This is a genomic window from Micromonospora sp. WMMD1102, assembly GCF_029626265.1.
GTDB lineage: Bacteria > Actinomycetota > Actinomycetes > Mycobacteriales > Micromonosporaceae > Plantactinospora.
Genome location: NZ_JARUBN010000001.1, coordinates 5,099,838 through 5,116,410, shown reverse-complemented (window position 1 = coordinate 5,116,410; position 16,573 = coordinate 5,099,838). Strand labels below are relative to the sequence as shown.

The following is a 16,573-nucleotide window of genomic DNA, read 5'->3' as shown; positions in this document are numbered from 1 at the left end:
GGATATCGTCGCGTGACGGTGATCACGTAAAATCGCGGTTACCGTACGGTATTTGCGACGGTCAGCGGCGGCAAGTGGCTATGCGGGTCGACCTCCAGTGCGTGACGGCCGGGATCGGCCCCGCTTCGGTGACGTGCCACCGTGCGGCACCCGGTGACACCCATGGTAGGGTCGGCGTATGGCAGCGGAGCTTACGCAGCGGGATCTCCGGGCAAGATCCGGACAGATCATGGATGCCGTCGCCCATGGCGAGTCGTTCGTCGTCACCCGCAACGGCACCCCGATCGGAGAGCTGATTCCGCTGCGTCGAACCCGGTTGGTGACCCGGGAGCAGTTCGCGGGTGTGTCGGCGAACGCGCCGGTCATGGACGCGGCGCGGTTCCGTGCTGATGTGGACAGCGCTATGGATAGCGGGCTCCAAGACCCTTATGAAGCCTGAGACGCACGGCCTGCTCGACACCAACATACTCATCCTGCGCCGGCAGCTCGACCATGCCCGGCTGCCGGACACGATGTCGATCAGCGCGGTCACGCTCGCCGAGCTGTCGGCAGGCCCGCATCACACCGATGATCCGGCCGAGCGTGCCCGCCGGTTGGACGTGCTTCAGCGGGCCGAGTCGGAGTTCGAACCGTTGCCGTTCGATGCGGAGGCGGCACGTGCGTTCGGCAGAGTAGTCGCAGCCGAGCTGTCGGCAGGCCGCAAGCCGAGAGCACGGACGGCTGATCTCATGATCGCGAGTATCGCGATCGGTAACCACTTACCGCTCTACACCACCAACCCCGACGACTTCGTCGGCTTGGAGCCGCTGATGACGGTGGTGGCGGTCCCGCTTCCCTGACAAGCAGAGCCGGCGCGAATCAACCAGATCCGCCCTGAACAGTGGTTTCACCGCCTTCGCAGACCGCCGTCGGGTGCTCGTTCCGGGTGGACACACGGGCTCGAACCTTCGTCAGCGTACTGGGCCTCTGAGGTCCGTGGCGACGGTGAACTGAAGGGTGTCGTGCCGCTGGCCCGCCCGGGTCGGGCCCGAGTGGCGTACCCGAAATTTCCGGGTACATCGCTAAACTATCGAGGCGTCAGCCCAGGTCGGCGGGGCAGGACTGCGCTGCCAGACCGGGCCGCCGGAGGTCGTCAACCACGGGTGAGGGTCATCAACCATGGGGCATACAGGACCGGTTATGGGAAGTCCCGGTCGCGGTGACGCCGTGCCGGGCCACGTCATCCATCTTCCGGTTGCCGTAGCCACTTTGCACGCCGCCACCGAACTGGCGGCGCGGCTGGCCGAGTCGCTGGCCTTCCTGCCGGAACTCGATGCCGGTGAGGTCACGGTCTCGGCCGAGGACGCGCAGCACGAGCGGTATCGGGTGTTCTGCGACCGGCTGCTGCTCGGCACCGGCAGGTGCGGCGAGCGGGAGGGGCACCGGGGTGCCTGTGTCGCCGGCCCGCCGGCCGGTGCTGGGTCGACGACCGGCCACCGGGAACTGATCGACGCGACATTCGGCCGGGCCGACCCGGTGCCGGCGACCGGGTGACCCGCCGGATGTGGGACCGGCTGGCGGCCTGGCCCCACCGCGGGTGCTCGCTCACCCTGTGGTGGGTCGGCGGTCCGTGACGCTGATCTCCGACCGTTCGATCCGTTGCACCAGGCGGGCGGCCATCGACTTGATGATCTTCAGCCCCTCGTGCCCCCACGGTTGCGGATCCGGGTCCACCACGCAGATCGTGCCCAGTGCCGTACCGGTGCGGTCGATCAGGGGTGCTCCGAGGTAGGAGTGGATTCCGATCTCGTCGACCACGGGATTTCCGGCGAACCGGGGGAAGTCACGGACATCTTCGAGGACCAGTGCCCGGCGCCGTACGATCACGTGCGGGCAGTAACCGTGGTCACGAGCCATCACCCGGCCGGGCTCAGCAGCCGACGTTGACATATCCACGGTGGTGTCAGCCACGGCGCTGTACAGCCCGGCGAAGTACTGCCGTTTCTCGTCGATGAAGTTGACCATCGCATAGCGTCCGCCGACGAGTGTCGCCAGTTCGCGCGCGAAGTCGTCGAATTCCGGAACGGGTCGGTCCCCGATTCCCAACTCGCGGAGTCGGAGAACCCGAGATGGTGCTTCGGCGTCATCCGGCGGGAGGAGCAGGTGACGCATCGCGATCCCTCGCTCCGACCCGCCCGAATTTTCATGGGACGTCACTGACATGGGACCTCCTCGAATTGATGAGATAGTGCACCAGGGAAAGGAGCACCTGGATGCCGGAGTTGCGTATCCGGGCGTCGCACAGGACGATCGGTACGTCCGGCTTGAGGTCCAGGGCCGCTCGTACCTCGTCCGGCTGATAACGGTGCGACCCGTCGAATTCGTTCACCGCGACGAGGAAATTTATTCCGCGCCGTTCGAAGAAGTCCACGGCCGCGAAGCTGTGCTCCAGACGCCGGGTGTCGGCGAGCACCACCGCGCCCATCGCTCCGGCCGACAGTTCGTCCCACATGAACCAGAAGCGTTCCTGGCCGGGCGTTCCAAACAGATAGAGCACGTGTCTCGGGCTGAGGGTGATTCGGCCGAAGTCCATGGCGACCGTGGTGGTCGCCTTGTTCTCGACTCCGTCCAGCCGGTCCGTGTCGGCGCTGATCTCGGTCAGCAGCTCTTCCGTGCTCAACGCCCCGATTTCGCTGACCGTGCCGACAAAGGTGGTCTTTCCCACCCCGAAGCCGCCGGCAACGAGGATCTTGATTCCGATCGGGAGTTCTTCACCATCGGACACGTCAGAGTTTCCTTCGTAGCCCATCCAGCACCGCCTCCAACAGTTCCAGCTCGATCTCGGCGGAATCCGGCCCCAGCCCTGGTTGGGTGAAAGTCCCGGTGGCGACGGCACCGAACTCCATCAGATCGGACAGGAGAACCTTGACCACCGTTGCGGGCATCCGTACCTGAGCCGCGACCTCGGCCACCGTGATCGGGCTTCGGCAGAGCGTCAAGAGGTTCGCGTGATCCGGTCCGAGATCGTCGCGCGCCTGGTAACCGGTGGCCACCACCATCGTCATGAGATCGAGTTGACGGGTGGGTTTCGTCCGTCCGTCACTGACGGTGTATGGACGAATCAACCGGCCGGCAGCGTCGTCGATCAACGGCCCGCCCGGGGTGGCCTCCGACATCGCTCACTACCCGACCGGCCGGCGAGCTGGTGTTTCCAGATGGGGTCGGACGCTCTTGACCAGCATGCCCATCTCGTAGCCGAGTACGGCGGCGTCCGCGTCACGCCCGGCGAGCACCGTGAGTTGGGCGCCACGGCCCGCCGCGGAGACGAAGAGCAGGGAATTGCTGAGCTCGACCACGATCTGTCGCACGTCACCGCCATCGTCGAATTTCTTCCCGGCGCTGCGGGCCAGCGAGTGAAGTCCGCTGGCGAGCGCCGCCAAATGGTCCGCGCCGTCTCGCTCCAGCCCGTGTACGGCCTTCACCAGCCCGTCGGAGGACAACAGAAGCGCGCTCCGGGTGTGCGGCACACGTTGCAGGAGCCCGCCCAACAGCCAGGAGAGATCTCGTTGCTGGGTGGTTGACGATTCGCTCACCATATTCCTGTACTCCTCTTTATGCGCGACGGCTATGCGATGGTGCCCGGTGGGTGGTCCTCGCCAGGAGCGGGGGAGGTCTCCGGCTCATCCACGTCCTCAGTCAGCCGCATCCCGGTGCGGAAGGCGGCCATCAGGTGAGGATTGTGTTCGACATCCTCCAATGGCCTCCCGACTTCCGGGGCATCCGAAAGCTCGGCCGCGAGGCTTTCGTCACGGCGGCGCCGAGGCAACATGGGGCGAGGATCTCCGGCCGGAATGTCCACGTCGGTTGGCTGCGCCACCGCCGCAGGTCCGGCTGCACGAGCTGGCTGCGGTTCGGGGATCGGCAGCTTGTTCGCGGCAGTGGACGCCGTTCTCTGCTGGAGCGAGCGCACCGGCGGGCGTTCGTTACGGCCGGGGGAGGTGTGACCTGACGGCCGCGCCGGCTCCACAGCAGCCGGCCCCAGCGCCCCGGGGTTGCCGCCCAGGACATCGGGCGGCAACACCACCACGGCCTGCGTGCCGCCGTAGATGTTGCCTTGCAACCGTACGGTGATGTTGTGCCGGTGGGCGAGCACCGAGACGACGTACAGGCCGATCCGGCCATCCCGGAGCAGGTCGCCCGGAACGACCCGGTCGGGAGAGCTGAGCAGGGCGTTCATCCGATTCCGCACAGTAGCGGACATGCCCAGGCCGCGGTCCTCGACCTCGATCGCCAGTCCGGCGGTGACGGGCTCGGCGCGCAGCAGCACCCGGGTCTGTGGAGCGGAGAACACGGTGGCGTTCTCGACCAGTTCCGCCAGCAGGTGGACCACATCGGCGACCGCGTGCCCGCGCACCGTGCCCGGCACCGGCGGCACCAGCTTCACCCGTGAATACTGTTCTATCTCGGCCACGGCGGAACGCAGCACGTCACTGACGCTGACCGGTAGCGTCCACTGGCGGTGGGAAGCGGCGCCGCCGAGTACGGCGAGATTTTCGGCGTACCGCCGGACGCGGGTGGCGAGATGGTCGACCTGGAAGAGGCCCTTGAGCAGATCCGGGTCCTCGACCTCGTTCTCCAGGCCGTCGAGCAAGCCGATCTCGCGGTGGACCAGGGATTGGAGTCTCCGGGCGAGGTTGACGAAGACCTCCACCTGATCGCTGCCATCGCCGCTGCCACCACCGCCGTCGCTCTTCAGCGGCGTGCCGTCCGGCTTCGTCATGACCATCTCGACGGTGGGTTCCACGAAGGCGCTGGCGCGCGCGGCGGGTCTCGATGCCTTCGCGGGTGACTTCGGCGGCACCTTCCGCTGCGTCAACCGCTCGATCGCCGTTGTCAGTTCGGCTTGGACGTGTGCGGTCGCGCGACTGACGTCGGTGAACCGGTCCGCCACCACTCGCGCCTCGGTCGAGGCGAACAACGCCGCCCCCAACAGCACCGCGAGAGTGAACAACGCGCCCGCGAGCAGGATCGCACCGGTGACCCAGCCGCTCCCGTGAACGCCGGCAGTCATGCCGTACCCCAGGAGCCCGGTGACCGTGCCCCCGATGACCGCGACCAGACCGGCGGGCACGATCGCGAGCGTCATCATGCGACGTTTGACGACATCGTGCCGCAAGCGTGCGGAGGCGGCGCCCAGGTCATGCCGGGCCTGGGCACCGGCTGCCGCGGTCGCGGGTGGAGAGTGGGTCGGCTGGGTGGAGAGTTCAGGCATGACAGTCCCCGGTGACGTTTCGGCTAGGACGGACGTGTGTGGCGACGCCACGCGGATGGCATTGATCAGGTGAGCGGGATCGGCGGTGCGAGGTACGGGAAGTGCGGGCGGGGCCCGGCTGCAGCGGAGTTGCCGCGAAGCCCGAGCGGCACCGCGGCGTTGAGTACGATCGCGAACATCACCTCGGGTACCCACTCGGTGAGTCCCCGTCCGTTCTGGCCGGCGAACCCGAAGTTGGCGGGCGTGCCGACGTCGTACCGGAGCACGTCCGGCAGCAGAGCGTCCCGCACCTGGCGCCCGTATGCCCCAGGGTCGGCCGTGGTGCCCATCGCCCGTACCACCCGGGCCACCCGCTCGGCGATCAGCGGACCGTTCACCTCCAGGTCGTCGCTGGGCTGGCCGGCGTTGTAGTCGTCGGCCCGCTCAGAGTCGGCCGGGTTGAAGAGCGTGTTCAGCAACGGCTTGGCGCACCGGTTTATCTGGCGCCAACCACCGGTGTCGGTGGCGAGAGCGGTTACGCCCCAGAAGCCGATGGTGCCACCCGGGAGCGAGTCGTTCGGCATCTCCACGACGATGGAACAGACGTTGGTACCGGCGAAGAGGTTCGTCGCGGTGGCCGGGTCGAATTCGCTGAGATCTGGTGGCGTGCCCTCGGCGATGGCCCGTACCACCTCGGTGACCACGGTCCCCTCGATGAAGAACGGGTCCGCGGCCGCTCCCGACCACAGCCTGGTGCCGTCCGGGCCCTTGAGCTCCTCCCCGGTACGCCCGCTGACCGAAATCGGCGCGTTCCCGTGGGGATCGCGGGCCGCGGCCCCGCGCAGTGACCGGAGTTCGACCGGCTGGCATCCTTCCGCGTCGGGTGGGCCGAACGTGACGCGCAGCGTGATGTCCGGTGCGGCATCGCCGTCTGTATCGATCTTGAACTCGTATCTGCCTTCCGGGTGGAAGCCACCCGTCCCCGAGAGGGGATTGGTATTCATGACGAATACGGTGCCGGTGTCCCCGGGGAAGACATACACGTCGCTGATGTCCAGACGCGGGTCCTGCCGTGCGAGGGGTGAGTCGAGGTGGTGGGACAACCGTTGCTCCTTGATGCTGCCGGTTGGCTGTGGACGGCGGTGGGGTGCCGGGGGGATGTGGGGCGTCGTCGTGAGCATCCGAGTGCGTCCTGGCAGGAGGAATTCGACACCGGGTGGCCGCGCACCTGCTCGGTCGTCCACTCCACCATCGGTCGCACCGCCGCAGCCTACCCCTCTCGCCAGGGGAAAGCGGAACACCGGGGAGAGTTTCCGGCCAACTGCTCGGAACCGGCATACGAGGCGCGGATCCGGGCCGCCTATACGACGACACGACCTGCCTGCGCGTCCACCCCGACCTGCTTGACACCCTCACACGGGTCTGTCACGACCTGCGTACCCTGGCCGACCTGGGCTACGAAGGCGAAGCCGGCACCCTCACCATCGCGTTCAAGACCCCGCCCACCGGACGCCTCACCGACGTCCAACAGCAGTTCAACCGCGCCCACAACCGCTTGCGCGCAGTCGGCGAACGCGGCAACAGCCTGCTCAAGATGACCTTCAAAGCCCTACACAACGTCAGCCTGTGCCCCTGGAAGATCGGCAACATCGTCGCCGCAGCCCTGGTCATCCTCCACTTCGAACACGGACGGACCACGTGAACAACCACTACACACACAGTCGCAGGCCGTTACCCGGAAACCCTCAGTGTCCGGCGGCCCCGGTTGTCCCGTGGCTGGGTGAGACGATACGCCTTCCCGTGACCAGCACCGACTGACATCAGCCCTATGAGTCACGCCTGGCGGCTCGGTCAATCCATCTCACAGAACGGCGGGTTGCCGCTGGTGATCCCCAGGTCTTCGCAGTAGAAGCCGCTGCCCCGGCTGTGGTATCGCCAGCCCGTGCCGGCCCGGTGGTGGAACAGGTAGGCCCCGTCGCCGACGGTCGGGCCCTCCGGTTCGGCCGTCGCCCAGTTCCGCCAGCAGCTCACGCGCGATGGCGGTATCCCTGCGGTGGCCGATCGCACGAGCGACCCCAGGCCGACCCCAGGCCGGGCGAATCCACCCGCTGCCTGGGGTCGACCTACGATCGGCGCTCAGTCGTCGTCGCCGTCGTCGTCCCGGTCATCGCTGTCGTCGTCCTCGTCGTCGTGGTCGTCGTCCTCCTTGCCGTTGTCGTCGTCCTGCTCCCGGTCGGTCTTGACGATCTCGCCGGTGGCCGCGTCCACGTCCACCTCGATCTCCCAGCCGTCCTTGACGACCTCGACGCTCCACACGTCACGGCCGTGCTCCTGCTCGCGCTCGACCTCGTCGAGCTGGCCGCCACCGGCACTGGCCAGCGCGATCTCGACCGCCCGGGCCGAGTCGACCGCACCGGCCGGCGCCGAGCCGGTCGGTGCCGAGCCGGTCGGTGCCGGCGAGCCGCTCGGCGCGCCCGACGGTGTTCCGCTGGGCGTCGCCGTCGGCACGCCGGTCGGGGTACCCGTCGGGTCGGCGCCGGGGGTCGGTGCGCCGGGGGCCGTGGTGGCGACGGCGCCGAACCCCTGCCGCTCGCCCTCGGCTGCGCTGGCCCCGATCGCGGTACCGACGACGGCGGCCGCCGCCAGCGCGCCGCTGATGCCCAGGACCAAAGTCTTACGCCGCATCGCAGTTCCTCCATCGTTGCGCACACCCGGTTGGCGGGGTTCTCGGCACCGAGGTTCGCGCGGATCGGGATAGCGGCGCGCTGTGCGAACACTAAGCGAAGGTAAAGAGTCCGCCAGCATGGCTCAGTTCGCGGCCAGCTCGGACGGCGTTCCGGTGGCGGCCAGCGGCGGGCCGAGTACGACCGCCACCCGAGCCCCGCCACCCTCGGCGGCGGAGAGTGCGAACCGGCCGCCGCTGTCCCGGGCCGCCCGGCGGGCGATGTCCAGGCCCAGCCCGGTCGAGCCGGCCGCGCTCGCGCCGCGCTCCAGCACACCGGCCGGGGCGGGGCCGACCAGGGCCGGCGGCAGCCCGGGGCCGCTGTCGGTGACGGTCAGCAGCGCACCGCCGCCGGGGCGGGGCGCCAACGCGACGGCGAAACCGGTGCCGTCCGGGGTGTGCGCGAAGACGTTGCCGAGCAGGGCGTCCAGCACCGCCGCCAGCTCGTCGGCGGGCAGCCGTACCGGCAGCGGGCGGTCGGCCAGGTCGAGCCCGACGGCCCGGCCGGTGTCCTCGGCCAGTACGGTCCAGAAGGCGACCCGCTCCCGGACCACCGCTGTGGCGTCGCAGGCCGGTTCGGTACCGGTCTCGGTGCCCCGCCGCCGGGCCTGCCGGATCAGCCCGGTCACCGCCCGTTCCACCGCGTCGACCCGCTCGGTGATCCGGGCCGCCTCCCGGGGGTCGGCCAGCGACTCGGACTCCAGCCGCAGCGAGGTCAGCGGGGTACGCAGCCGGTGTGACAGGTCGGCGAGCTGCTCGCGTTCGTCCCGGAGCAACTCCTGGATCCGGGTGGCGAGACGGTTCAGTGCGTTCGCCACCGCCCGCAGCTCCGCCGGCCCGGACGGGGTGGCCCGGGCGGTCAGCTCGGCGCCGGCCAGCCGGTGCGAGACCGTCGACAGCTCGGTGATCGGGGCGGTCAGCGACCGGGCCAGCCGGTCGGCGACGGCGAGGCCGAGCAGCAGCAGTGCCAGCCCGAGCCCGGCCAGCACCAGCCAGGAGCGGTAGACGCCCCGGGTCAGCTCCTCGTGCGGGACGAAGGTGCGGATCACCGCCGTACCGTCCGGGCGGCCCTGCACGGCGACCAGGATCTCCCGGCCCTCCTCGCGGTCGACGGTGAGGCTCTCGCCCCGGGCGGCCAGCTCGACGCCGTCGGTGCGCGGCGCGTCGTCGCCGAGTACCGCGCCGTCGGGCAGGAAGACGGTGACCGGCCGGTCGGCCGCGGCGCCGACCTGCTCGGCGGCCAGCCGCAGCCCGTCCGGGGCGGCGGTGCCGACCAGCGGGACCAGCGCCTGCACGTCGGCGGTGGCGGCCACCACCGCCCGGTCCGCGGCGACGCCGCGCAGCAGCACCGCGAGCGGGACCAGGAAGGCCAGCAGCACCAGGCCGGTGATGGCCGCGACGAGCAGGGTCAGCCGCCGTCTCACGACCGCTCCGCCCCGGGTACGTCGAGCCGGACCCCCACCCCGCGCACGGTGTGCAGGTAGCGGGGCTGCTGGGCGGTCTCGCCGAGCTTGCGGCGCAGCCACGACAGGTGGACGTCCACCGTCTTGTCCGCCCCGCCGTAGGGGAGCTGCCACACCTCGGTGAGCAGTTCCCGCTTGCCGACCACCCGACCGGCCCGGCCGGCGAGGTAGTGCAGCAGGTCGAACTCCCGGGGGGTCAGTTCCAGTGGCACCCCGGCCAGGGTCGCCTGCCGGGCTCCCGGGTCGACCCGCAACTCGCCGACGGTGAGTACGGTCGGGGCGTCCGCCGGGCCGGCGCCGCGGCGCAGTACCGCCCGGATCCGCGCGTCGAGCTGGGCGGCGGTGAACGGCTTGACCACGTAGTCGTCGGCACCGGCGTCCAGCCCCCGGATGATCTCGGCCTCCTCGTCCCGCGCGGTGGCGATGATCACCGGTGTGCTGTTCACCGCCCGAAGCATCCGGAGCAGCTCCAACCCGTCCAGGTCGGGCAGCCCGAGGTCGAGTACGACGAGGTCGGGCCGGTCGTCGAGCACCCGTTGCAGCCCGGTCATCGCGGACTGTACGGCGGCCACCGCGTGCCCCCGCTCGCGCAGCGCGTGCAGCAGCGGGGTACGGATCGCCGGGTCGTCCTCGATCAGCAGTAGGCGTGCCACACCGGCACGGTAACCGGAAACGCCGCCCGGCACCGGTGTCGGCGACGCCGTGACAGCACACCAGATCTATTCGCTGGCGTACGTCGGCTTGATCGCCCTGACCCGAGCCACAATACGCCGCCTGTCCCGGTGGGGCGGGACCGGTGCGTTAACCGTTCGTTAGGGTCTGCCGGCGCCGGTCTTAACGAGCCGGCGGGCATCATCGGGGGATGCGTCGACGTACCCTGCTCGCGGTGGCCGGCTGGCTGCTCGCCGCACTCGTGGCGACCGGCACCGGGCTGGCCGCCGTACAGGTGATCGGGGCCGGGCTGACCGGGCCGGCGGGCGAGGTGCGCAGCCCGGACGAGGTGGCCCGGGCGCTGGCCGGCACCCCGCCACCGGCCGGTCCGGGCGCCGTCCCGCCGGGCGCTCCGGTGCCCCCGGACGGGACCGGCAGCGTCCCGCTGGCGCCACCCGGCGGTACCGGCAGCGCTTCGCCGGCACCTTCCGGCGGCCCGCCGACCGCCGCCGACGGCTCACGCCGGCTGGTCGTCACCCCCGGCGGCTCCGTGCTGGCCGAATGCACCGGGCAGCGGGTGTGGCTGGCCTCCTGGACACCTGCCCAGGGTTACCGGACCGGCGAGGTCGAGCGCGGCCCGGACGACGACGCCGAGGTGACCTTCCACGGCTCGGGCGGGCGGATCGAGGTCGAGGTCGAGTGCGCGGCCGGCCGGCCGGTGCCGACCTGGAAGTCGCACAGCGGCGGCGAGGACTGAGCCCGCCCGGGCGGCGTGGCGGTTCAGCGGTAGCGGCCGGCCCCGAGCGACCAGTCGTAGCTGCCCCGGATCCAGGCCCGACGGGCGGTGACGAACCGCAGCGTGTCCGGGTCGCCGCCGGCCAGCAGCGCGGACTCCAGTTCCAGGTACGCCCGCAGCCCGGTGTTGAACCGGCGGGCCGCGTCGTGTAGTCCGGCCTGCTCCTCCCGCCCCGCGGCCCTGGCCAGTACGACGATCAGGTTGTGCCCGTCCCGCCCCTGCCGCCGCTCCTTGGCGTACGAGAAGACGTCGTTGCACCAGCAGACCAGGTCGACGGCGAGGTCGTCCAGGTGCGAGGCGTCCAGGTCGGCCCTGCAGGTGGCCTCGGCCAGTCCTCCGTACGCCAGGTCGGTCAGGGTGAAGCTGGGGCGTACCCCGGCGGTGTGCCGGCGCATCTGGAGGTACTCGGCCAGCGCCGGCACCCGGGCCCGCTCCCGGTTCGCCGCCTCCCAGAGCAGGGCCAGCAGGTACTCCCGCATCTGGGCGGCGAACCGGAGCAGCAGCCGGGGCGGGCCGTGTGTGCGTACCCGTGCGCAGAGGTCGTGCAGGCCGGCGGCGGCGGGGTCGGCGACGGTGACCGAGCCCGGCGGAGCCGGCCCGCCGCACCTGTCGAGTACGCCGAGCAGTTGCCCGACGACCGGGGCGAGCCGGGCCGGGTCGCCGCCGAGGCCGTCGTCGTCGCAGCGGTCGTCGAAGCTGAACAGCCAGGTGAACAGGTCGGCGAGCAGCCGGAGCTGTTCCGGTCCGGCGTCCGGGCAGGCCCGGCCGGCCAGCTCGGCCGCGTTGGCCCGGCCCAGCCGGCGGGCCGCGGCGGCGCTGCCGACCAGGCCGAGGTCGGCGGCCCAGCGGACGGACTGTGGTGCCACCCGCGCGACGTGTGCGCTGACCCGTTCCGGGAACGGCGGCCGGGTCAGCCACTCGAGGGCGAAGGCACGCATCGGCACGTCCGCCCGCCCGGTGAGGTCAGATCCCGAGTTTCGCGGACCGCAACCGCTCGGTGAGCGCGGGCGGGCCGACCAGTTGCACCCGGGCGACGCGTTGCCGCCCAAAGAGGAACATGATCAGTTCGCCGGGCGAGCCGACCATCCGGAGCTGCTCGCCGCCGGCTCCGGCGGTGGCCTCGCCGTGCTCGGGCGCCTGGATCAGCAGGGCGGCCGGGAACCGGCGCAGCGCGAGCCGGGCCATCGTCGGGACGCGCTTGAACAGCGCCGCCTGCTCTCCGGCCGGAAGCTGCCGGGGCTGCCAGTCGGACCGGCCCCGCCGGAGGTCCTCGTGGTGGACGAAGTATTCGAGCAGGTTGACCAGCTCGTGGAGCGGCGGCAGCGCCAGTGGACTCCACCGGGGCGGCCGCCGGATCTGGTCGACCAGGTCCGGGTACGGCCTGGCCGCCACCGCCGCCTGGACCCGTTCGCCGTGCCGGCGAAGCGGCGGGAGCAGCAGGCCGGCGGCCGCGTCCGGGCGGCGCTCCCGGGTCACCAGGTGGGCGGCGAGGTCCCGGGCGGCCCACTCCGGGATGATCGTCGGCGCGTCCGGCCCGACCGTCAGGAGGAGATCGGCCAGCGACTGTCGCTCCGTGTCCGCGTAGCGGGGCATGTCTTGATCGTAATCCTGATCCGGCCGACCGGCGTGGCGCGGCGGCGTCGGTCGGCCGGCCCGGCGGGTGGCCGGCACCCGGGGAACAGGCTGTGATAGCAGACACAATCAGGGCAGACTCGCTATCACCGGAGCCAATCGGTTCGTCATCACCCCGTCTGATCAGTAAGGATGATCTGGACGCAGGAGGCTTACGGCGGGGGACAGCGTGGCGGGCAAGACAAGCCGGGACACACTCATCCGGGGGCTCAGGGTCCTCGGCTACGCGGTCCGGGAGGAGCCACGGATCTTCGCGGTCGCGGTCGTCGGCAGCGTCCTCTACAGCCTGTTGATCATCGCCAGCGCGTACGTGGTCGGCGCCGTCGTCGGCGAGGTGGTGGTGCCCTCGCTGGAGACCGGCCGGGCCGACCTGTCCGCGGTGCTGGTCGGCGCCGCCGCGCTGATCGTGGTGAGCCTCGGCCGGGTACTCGGGATGTTCGGCCGCCGGCTCGGCGCCGGCTTCATGCAGTACCGGATGCAGGCCAGCTACCGGCGCCGGATCACCCGCCGCTACCTCGAACTCCCGATCTCCTGGCACCACCGGCACGCCACCGGCACCCTGCTGTCCAACGCCAACTCCGACGTCGAGGCCGCCTGGTTCCCGATCGCGCCGCTGCCGTTCGCGGTCGGCACCCTGGTGATGCTGGTCGCGGCGATGGGCTCGCTCTTCGTCAGCGACTGGGTGCTGGCGCTCGTCGGCGTGGCGATCTTCCCCGCGCTGTTCACCCTGAACGTCGTCTACTCCCGACGGATGGCTCCCCGGCAGGCCCGGGCGCAGCAGATGCGCGCCGAGGTCAGCGCCATCGCGCACGAGAGCTTCGACGGAGCGCTTGTGGTCAAGACCATGGGCCAGGAGGCCCGGGAGACCGACCGGTTCGCCGCACAGGCCGGCGAGCTGCGGGACGCGCTGATCTCGGTCGGCCGGCTCCGGGGCGTCTTCGACCCGGTGCTGGAGACCCTGCCCAGCCTCGGCACCCTGGCCGTGCTGCTGGTCGGGGCGGTCCGGCTGGGCCAGGGCGCGGTCACCATCACCGAACTGGTGAGCGTGGCGTTCCTCTTCAGCGTGCTGGCGTTCCCGGTCCGGGCGATCGGCTGGGTGCTGGCCGAACTGCCGCGCAGCGTCGCCGGCTGGGACCGGTTGCAGGCGGTGCTCACCGCGACCGGCGAGATGCCGTACGGCGACACCACGCTGGACCGCCGGGACGGCCGTCCGGCCACCCTCGCCTTCGACCGGGTCACCTTCGGGTACGCCCCGGCGGAGTCGCCGCCGGCCACCGCGCCCGCCGAGCCGGGCCTGGCCGTCGAGCAGCCGGAGGCGGCGGCCCGGCCGACCGACGTGGTGCCACCGACCGAACCGGCCCCTGACGCGGTCGCCGAGCCAGCCGCCGAGCCAGCCGCCGAGCCAGTCGCCGCGCCGGCCGGCTCCGCCCCCGGACCGGCCGGCGACCAGCCGGTGTCCGGGCCGGTGCCGGTGCTGCACGACGTCTCGTTCACCGTCCCGCCCGGCCGCACGGTGGCGCTGGTCGGGCCGACCGGCTCCGGCAAGTCGACGATCGTCTCCCTCGCGGTCCGGCTGGTCGACCCGGACGCCGGCACGGTGCACCTGGACGGGACCGACCTGCGCGCGCTGACCGCCGCCTCGCTCGCCGACAACACCGCGCTGGTCGCCCAGGTGCCGTTCGTCTTCGACGACACCATCCGGGAGAACGTCTCGCTGGGCCGGGACGGCATCACCGACGACGACGTCTGGGCGGCGCTGCGGCTGGCCGAGGCGGACGGCTTCGTGGCAGCGCTGCCGGAGGCGCTGGACACCCTGGTCGGCGAGCGCGGGGCGGTGCTCTCCGGCGGCCAGCGGCAGCGGCTCACCCTGGCCCGGGCACTGGCCGGCCGACCCCGGCTGCTGGTGCTCGACGACGCCACCAGCGCGGTCGACCCGAGGGTGGAGGCGCGGATCCTGGCGGCGCTGCGCGGCGGGCGGTCGACACCGACCGACCCCGATCGCGATCTCCATCCCGGCCCCGGGCCCGGCGCCGACGCCGACAGCCCGCCCGGACCGGGGGCGTCGATCCTGGTGGTGGCGTACCGGCGGGCGACGATCGCGCTCGCCGACGAGGTGGTCTACGTCGAGCACGGCCGGGTCGTCGGGCGGGGTACGCACGCCACGCTGCTGCGTACCACGCCCGGCTATGCCGCGCTGGTCACCGCGTACGAGCGGGCCGAGGCGGAACGGGAACGGACGTACGCCGACCCGGCGACCCGGCGAGGCGAAGAGGTGGACGCGTGAGTACTACCACGGCACCGGTGCCGGAGCGGGCGGAGAGCGCCTGGGGCACCTTCCGGCGCGGCCTCGCGCTCTCCCCGGAACTGCGTACCGGACTCGCCGGCACCCTCGGGCTGGCCCTGGTCTCGATGATCGGCCGGGCCGCCGTGCCGGTGGCGATCCAGCAGGGCATCGACCGGGGGCTGCGCGCGCCGGGCGGCCCCGACCTCGGGGTGGTCGGCGTGGTGGTGGCGGCCACCGCGGCGGTGCTGGTGGTGACCACCCTCTGCGGGTACCTGATGATGCGCCGGCTCTTCACGGTCAGCGAGACCGCCCTGGCCGGGGTACGGGTCCGCGCCTTCCGGCACGTGCACGACCTGTCGACGCTGCACCAGCAGGCGGAGCGGCGTGGCTCGCTGGTCTCCCGGGTCACCAGCGACGTGGACCAGATCACCCAGTTCCTCCAGTGGGGCGGCGTGATCCTGCTTGTCAACATCGGTCAGGTGGTGGTGACCACCGTGGTGATGGCGGTCTACTCCTGGCAGCTGACCCTGGTGGTCTACGCCGCGTTCGTACCGGCCGTGCTGGTGATCCGGATCTTCCAGCGGCGGCTCGCCGCCGCGTACGGGGTGGTCCGGCAGCGGATGGGCACCCTGCTGGCGGCGATCTCCGAGAGCGTGGTGGGCGCCCCGGTGATCCGGGCGTACGGGGTCGCCGACCGGACCGCCACCCGGCTGGACCGGGCCATCGACGCGCAGCGCCGGGCCCAGCAGCGGGCGATCCGGACCAGCGTGGTCAGCTTCTCGACCGGCGAGATCGCCGCCGGGCTGGCCCTGGCCGGGGTGGTGGTGCTCGGCGTCGCGCTGGGCGTCGACGGGTCGCTCGGCATCGGCGAACTCACCGCCTTCCTCTTCCTGGTCACCCTCTTCACCCAGCCGGTGCAGATCGCCACCGAGGTGCTCAACGAGGCGCAGAACGCGGTGGCCGGCTGGCGTCGGGTGCTGGACGTACTCGACGTGGTCCCGGACGTGGCGGACCCGGGTGGGCAGGGCGTCGACCTGCCGGCCGGGCCGATCGACATCCGGTTCACCGGGGTGCACTACCGCTATCCGGGCGGCCCGCCGGTGCTGCTGGACGTGAACGTGGACGTCCCGGCCAAGACCCGGGTCGCGGTGGTCGGCGAGACCGGCAGCGGCAAGACCACCTTCGCGAAGCTGCTGACCCGGTTGATGGACCCGTCCGAGGGGGCGGTGCTGCTCTCCGGGGTGCCACTGGACCGGGTCCGGTTCGCCTCGCTGCGCTCCCGGGTGGTGATGGTGCCGCAGGACGGCTTCCTGTTCGACGCGACGGTGGTGGAGAACATCCGGTTCGGCCGGCCGGAGCTGACCGACGAGGAGATCGCGGCGGCCTGCACCGAGCTGGGGCTCGGCGACTGGGTGGACGGGCTGCCGCTCGGCCTGGCGACCCCGGTGGGCGAGCGCGGCGAGGCGCTCAGCGTGGGTGAGCGGCAGTTGGTCGCGTTGGCCCGGGCGTACGTCGCCGACCCGGACCTGCTGGTGCTGGACGAGGCGACCAGCGCGGTCGACCCGGCCACCGAGGTACGCCTGCAACGCACCCTCGACGCGGTGACCCGGGGCCGGACCACGGTGGCGATCGCGCACCGGCTCTCCACGGCACAGGCCGCCGACGAGGTGATCGTGGTGGATCGGGGCCGGATCGTGCAGCGCGGACCGCACGAGGAGCTGGTCGGCGATCCGGAGTCGGTTTATGGCCTGCTCTATGCCTCCTGGTTGGAGCAGACCCGGTAGCGGACCGGTCG

General features: G+C 71.5%; 18 protein-coding genes and 2 pseudogenes. 8 read left to right on the top strand and 12 right to left on the bottom strand.

The window, feature by feature from the left end; genetic code table 11:
* Positions 1-178: 178 nt before the first annotated feature.
* The 3 genes from O7626_RS22870 (at position 179) to O7626_RS22860 (ending at position 1,533) form a co-directional block, all read left to right on the top strand.
* Complete coding sequence (locus O7626_RS22870) at positions 179-439, top strand: type II toxin-antitoxin system prevent-host-death family antitoxin (RefSeq protein WP_278063157.1); 261 nt, start codon at positions 179-181, stop codon at positions 437-439.
* Positions 429-839, top strand: coding sequence for a type II toxin-antitoxin system VapC family toxin (locus O7626_RS22865; protein ID WP_278063156.1), 411 nt, complete (start codon positions 429-431; stop codon positions 837-839). The genes O7626_RS22870 and O7626_RS22865 overlap by 11 nt, the downstream gene beginning before the upstream one ends.
* A gap of 340 nt (positions 840-1,179) precedes the next feature.
* Positions 1,180-1,533, top strand: a complete 354-nt coding sequence (locus O7626_RS22860) for a hypothetical protein (RefSeq protein WP_278063155.1) — start codon at positions 1,180-1,182, stop codon at positions 1,531-1,533.
* 51 nt (positions 1,534-1,584) lie between these two features.
* On the opposite strand, the gene O7626_RS22855 is transcribed toward O7626_RS22860, so the two are convergent.
* From O7626_RS22855 to O7626_RS22830, 6 genes are all read right to left on the bottom strand, one after another.
* On the bottom strand, positions 1,585-2,085 hold the full coding sequence (locus O7626_RS22855; protein ID WP_278063154.1) for a GAF domain-containing protein: 501 nt from the start codon (positions 2,083-2,085) through the stop codon (positions 1,585-1,587).
* Between the two features lie 97 nt (positions 2,086-2,182).
* Positions 2,183-2,788, bottom strand: a complete 606-nt coding sequence (locus tag O7626_RS22850; RefSeq protein WP_278063153.1) for an ATP/GTP-binding protein — start codon at positions 2,786-2,788, stop codon at positions 2,183-2,185.
* Complete coding sequence (locus tag O7626_RS22845) at positions 2,766-3,155, bottom strand: DUF742 domain-containing protein (RefSeq protein WP_278063152.1); 390 nt, start codon at positions 3,153-3,155, stop codon at positions 2,766-2,768. The genes O7626_RS22850 and O7626_RS22845 overlap by 23 nt, the downstream gene beginning before the upstream one ends.
* A gap of 6 nt (positions 3,156-3,161) precedes the next feature.
* The gene (locus O7626_RS22840; protein WP_347404807.1) at positions 3,162-3,575 is read right to left on the bottom strand and encodes a roadblock/LC7 domain-containing protein; all 414 of its coding nucleotides are present in this window, start codon (positions 3,573-3,575) and stop codon (positions 3,162-3,164) included.
* A 29-nt stretch (positions 3,576-3,604) separates the two neighbouring features.
* Complete coding sequence (locus tag O7626_RS22835) at positions 3,605-5,251, bottom strand: ATP-binding protein (protein WP_278063150.1); 1,647 nt, start codon at positions 5,249-5,251, stop codon at positions 3,605-3,607.
* Positions 5,252-5,316: 65 nt separating this feature from the next.
* Positions 5,317-6,411, bottom strand: coding sequence for a DUF4331 family protein (locus O7626_RS22830; RefSeq protein WP_278063149.1), 1,095 nt, complete (start codon positions 6,409-6,411; stop codon positions 5,317-5,319).
* Positions 6,412-6,581: 170 nt separating this feature from the next.
* On the opposite strand from O7626_RS22830, the pseudogene O7626_RS22825 reads away from it, so the two are divergent.
* A pseudogene (locus O7626_RS22825) lies at positions 6,582-6,932 on the top strand (transposase family protein); the annotation flags it as partial.
* Between the two features lie 149 nt (positions 6,933-7,081).
* Here the strand turns inward: O7626_RS22825 and O7626_RS22820 are convergent.
* The 4 genes from O7626_RS22820 to O7626_RS22805 form a co-directional block, all read right to left on the bottom strand.
* Positions 7,082-7,261 carry a hypothetical protein gene (locus O7626_RS22820; RefSeq protein WP_278063148.1) on the bottom strand — a complete coding sequence of 60 codons (180 nt, stop codon included), beginning with the start codon at positions 7,259-7,261 and terminating at the stop codon, positions 7,082-7,084.
* 105 nt (positions 7,262-7,366) lie between these two features.
* Positions 7,367-7,915, bottom strand: a complete 549-nt coding sequence (locus O7626_RS22815; RefSeq protein WP_278063147.1) for a PepSY domain-containing protein — start codon at positions 7,913-7,915, stop codon at positions 7,367-7,369.
* 123 nt (positions 7,916-8,038) lie between these two features.
* Positions 8,039-9,376 (bottom strand): HAMP domain-containing sensor histidine kinase, encoded by a 1,338-nt coding sequence (locus O7626_RS22810; RefSeq protein WP_278063146.1) that lies wholly within the window; start codon positions 9,374-9,376, stop codon positions 8,039-8,041.
* Positions 9,373-10,068, bottom strand: coding sequence for a response regulator transcription factor (locus O7626_RS22805; protein ID WP_278063145.1), 696 nt, complete (start codon positions 10,066-10,068; stop codon positions 9,373-9,375). Before O7626_RS22805 ends, O7626_RS22810 begins: the two co-directional genes overlap by 4 nt.
* Positions 10,069-10,277: 209 nt before the next feature.
* Between O7626_RS22805 and O7626_RS22800 the strand changes: the two genes are divergently transcribed.
* Positions 10,278-10,823, top strand: a complete 546-nt coding sequence (locus O7626_RS22800; protein ID WP_278063144.1) for a septum formation initiator — start codon at positions 10,278-10,280, stop codon at positions 10,821-10,823.
* A 23-nt stretch (positions 10,824-10,846) separates the two neighbouring features.
* Here O7626_RS22800 and O7626_RS22795 read toward each other — a convergent pair whose 3' ends face one another.
* On the bottom strand, positions 10,847-11,800 hold the full coding sequence (locus tag O7626_RS22795) for a terpene synthase (protein ID WP_278063143.1): 954 nt from the start codon (positions 11,798-11,800) through the stop codon (positions 10,847-10,849).
* Between the two features lie 25 nt (positions 11,801-11,825).
* Positions 11,826-12,455: a TIGR03085 family metal-binding protein gene (locus O7626_RS22790; protein ID WP_278063142.1), complete on the bottom strand. Its 630-nt coding sequence runs from the start codon at positions 12,453-12,455 to the stop codon at positions 11,826-11,828.
* Between the two features lie 208 nt (positions 12,456-12,663).
* On the opposite strand from O7626_RS22790, the pseudogene O7626_RS41565 reads away from it, so the two are divergent.
* The 3 genes and pseudogenes from O7626_RS41565 to O7626_RS22780 form a co-directional block, all read left to right on the top strand.
* Positions 12,664-13,758, top strand: a pseudogene (locus O7626_RS41565) (ABC transporter transmembrane domain-containing protein); the annotation flags it as partial.
* 72 nt (positions 13,759-13,830) lie between these two features.
* A complete protein-coding gene (locus O7626_RS41560; RefSeq protein WP_347404869.1) occupies positions 13,831-14,778 on the top strand; it encodes an ABC transporter ATP-binding protein in 948 nt (315 codons plus the stop codon).
* Positions 14,775-16,562, top strand: a complete 1,788-nt coding sequence (locus O7626_RS22780; RefSeq protein ID WP_278063140.1) for an ABC transporter ATP-binding protein — start codon at positions 14,775-14,777, stop codon at positions 16,560-16,562. Before O7626_RS41560 ends, O7626_RS22780 begins: the two co-directional genes overlap by 4 nt.
* Positions 16,563-16,573 lie beyond the last annotated feature (11 nt).

Bases quoted from the DNA above. Each gene is read 5' to 3' on its own strand.
- O7626_RS22870 (WP_278063157.1), top strand. From the start codon at position 179: ATGGCAGCGGAGCTTACGCAGCGGGATCTCCGGGCAAGATCCGGACAG.
- O7626_RS22865 (WP_278063156.1), top strand. From the start codon at position 429: ATGAAGCCTGAGACGCACGGCCTGCTCGACACCAACATACTCATCCTG.
- O7626_RS22860 (WP_278063155.1), top strand. From the start codon at position 1,180: ATGGGAAGTCCCGGTCGCGGTGACGCCGTGCCGGGCCACGTCATCCAT.
- O7626_RS22850 (WP_278063153.1), bottom strand. From the start codon at position 2,788: ATGGGCTACGAAGGAAACTCTGACGTGTCCGATGGTGAAGAACTCCCG.
- O7626_RS22845 (WP_278063152.1), bottom strand. From the start codon at position 3,155: ATGTCGGAGGCCACCCCGGGCGGGCCGTTGATCGACGACGCTGCCGGC.
- O7626_RS22840 (WP_347404807.1), bottom strand. From the start codon at position 3,575: ATGGTGAGCGAATCGTCAACCACCCAGCAACGAGATCTCTCCTGGCTG.
- O7626_RS22835 (WP_278063150.1), bottom strand. From the start codon at position 5,251: ATGCCTGAACTCTCCACCCAGCCGACCCACTCTCCACCCGCGACCGCG.
- O7626_RS22830 (WP_278063149.1), bottom strand. From the start codon at position 6,411: ATGCTCACGACGACGCCCCACATCCCCCCGGCACCCCACCGCCGTCCA.
- O7626_RS22815 (WP_278063147.1), bottom strand. From the start codon at position 7,915: ATGCGGCGTAAGACTTTGGTCCTGGGCATCAGCGGCGCGCTGGCGGCG.
- O7626_RS22800 (WP_278063144.1), top strand. From the start codon at position 10,278: ATGCGTCGACGTACCCTGCTCGCGGTGGCCGGCTGGCTGCTCGCCGCA.
- O7626_RS22795 (WP_278063143.1), bottom strand. From the start codon at position 11,800: ATGCGTGCCTTCGCCCTCGAGTGGCTGACCCGGCCGCCGTTCCCGGAA.
- O7626_RS22790 (WP_278063142.1), bottom strand. From the start codon at position 12,455: ATGCCCCGCTACGCGGACACGGAGCGACAGTCGCTGGCCGATCTCCTC.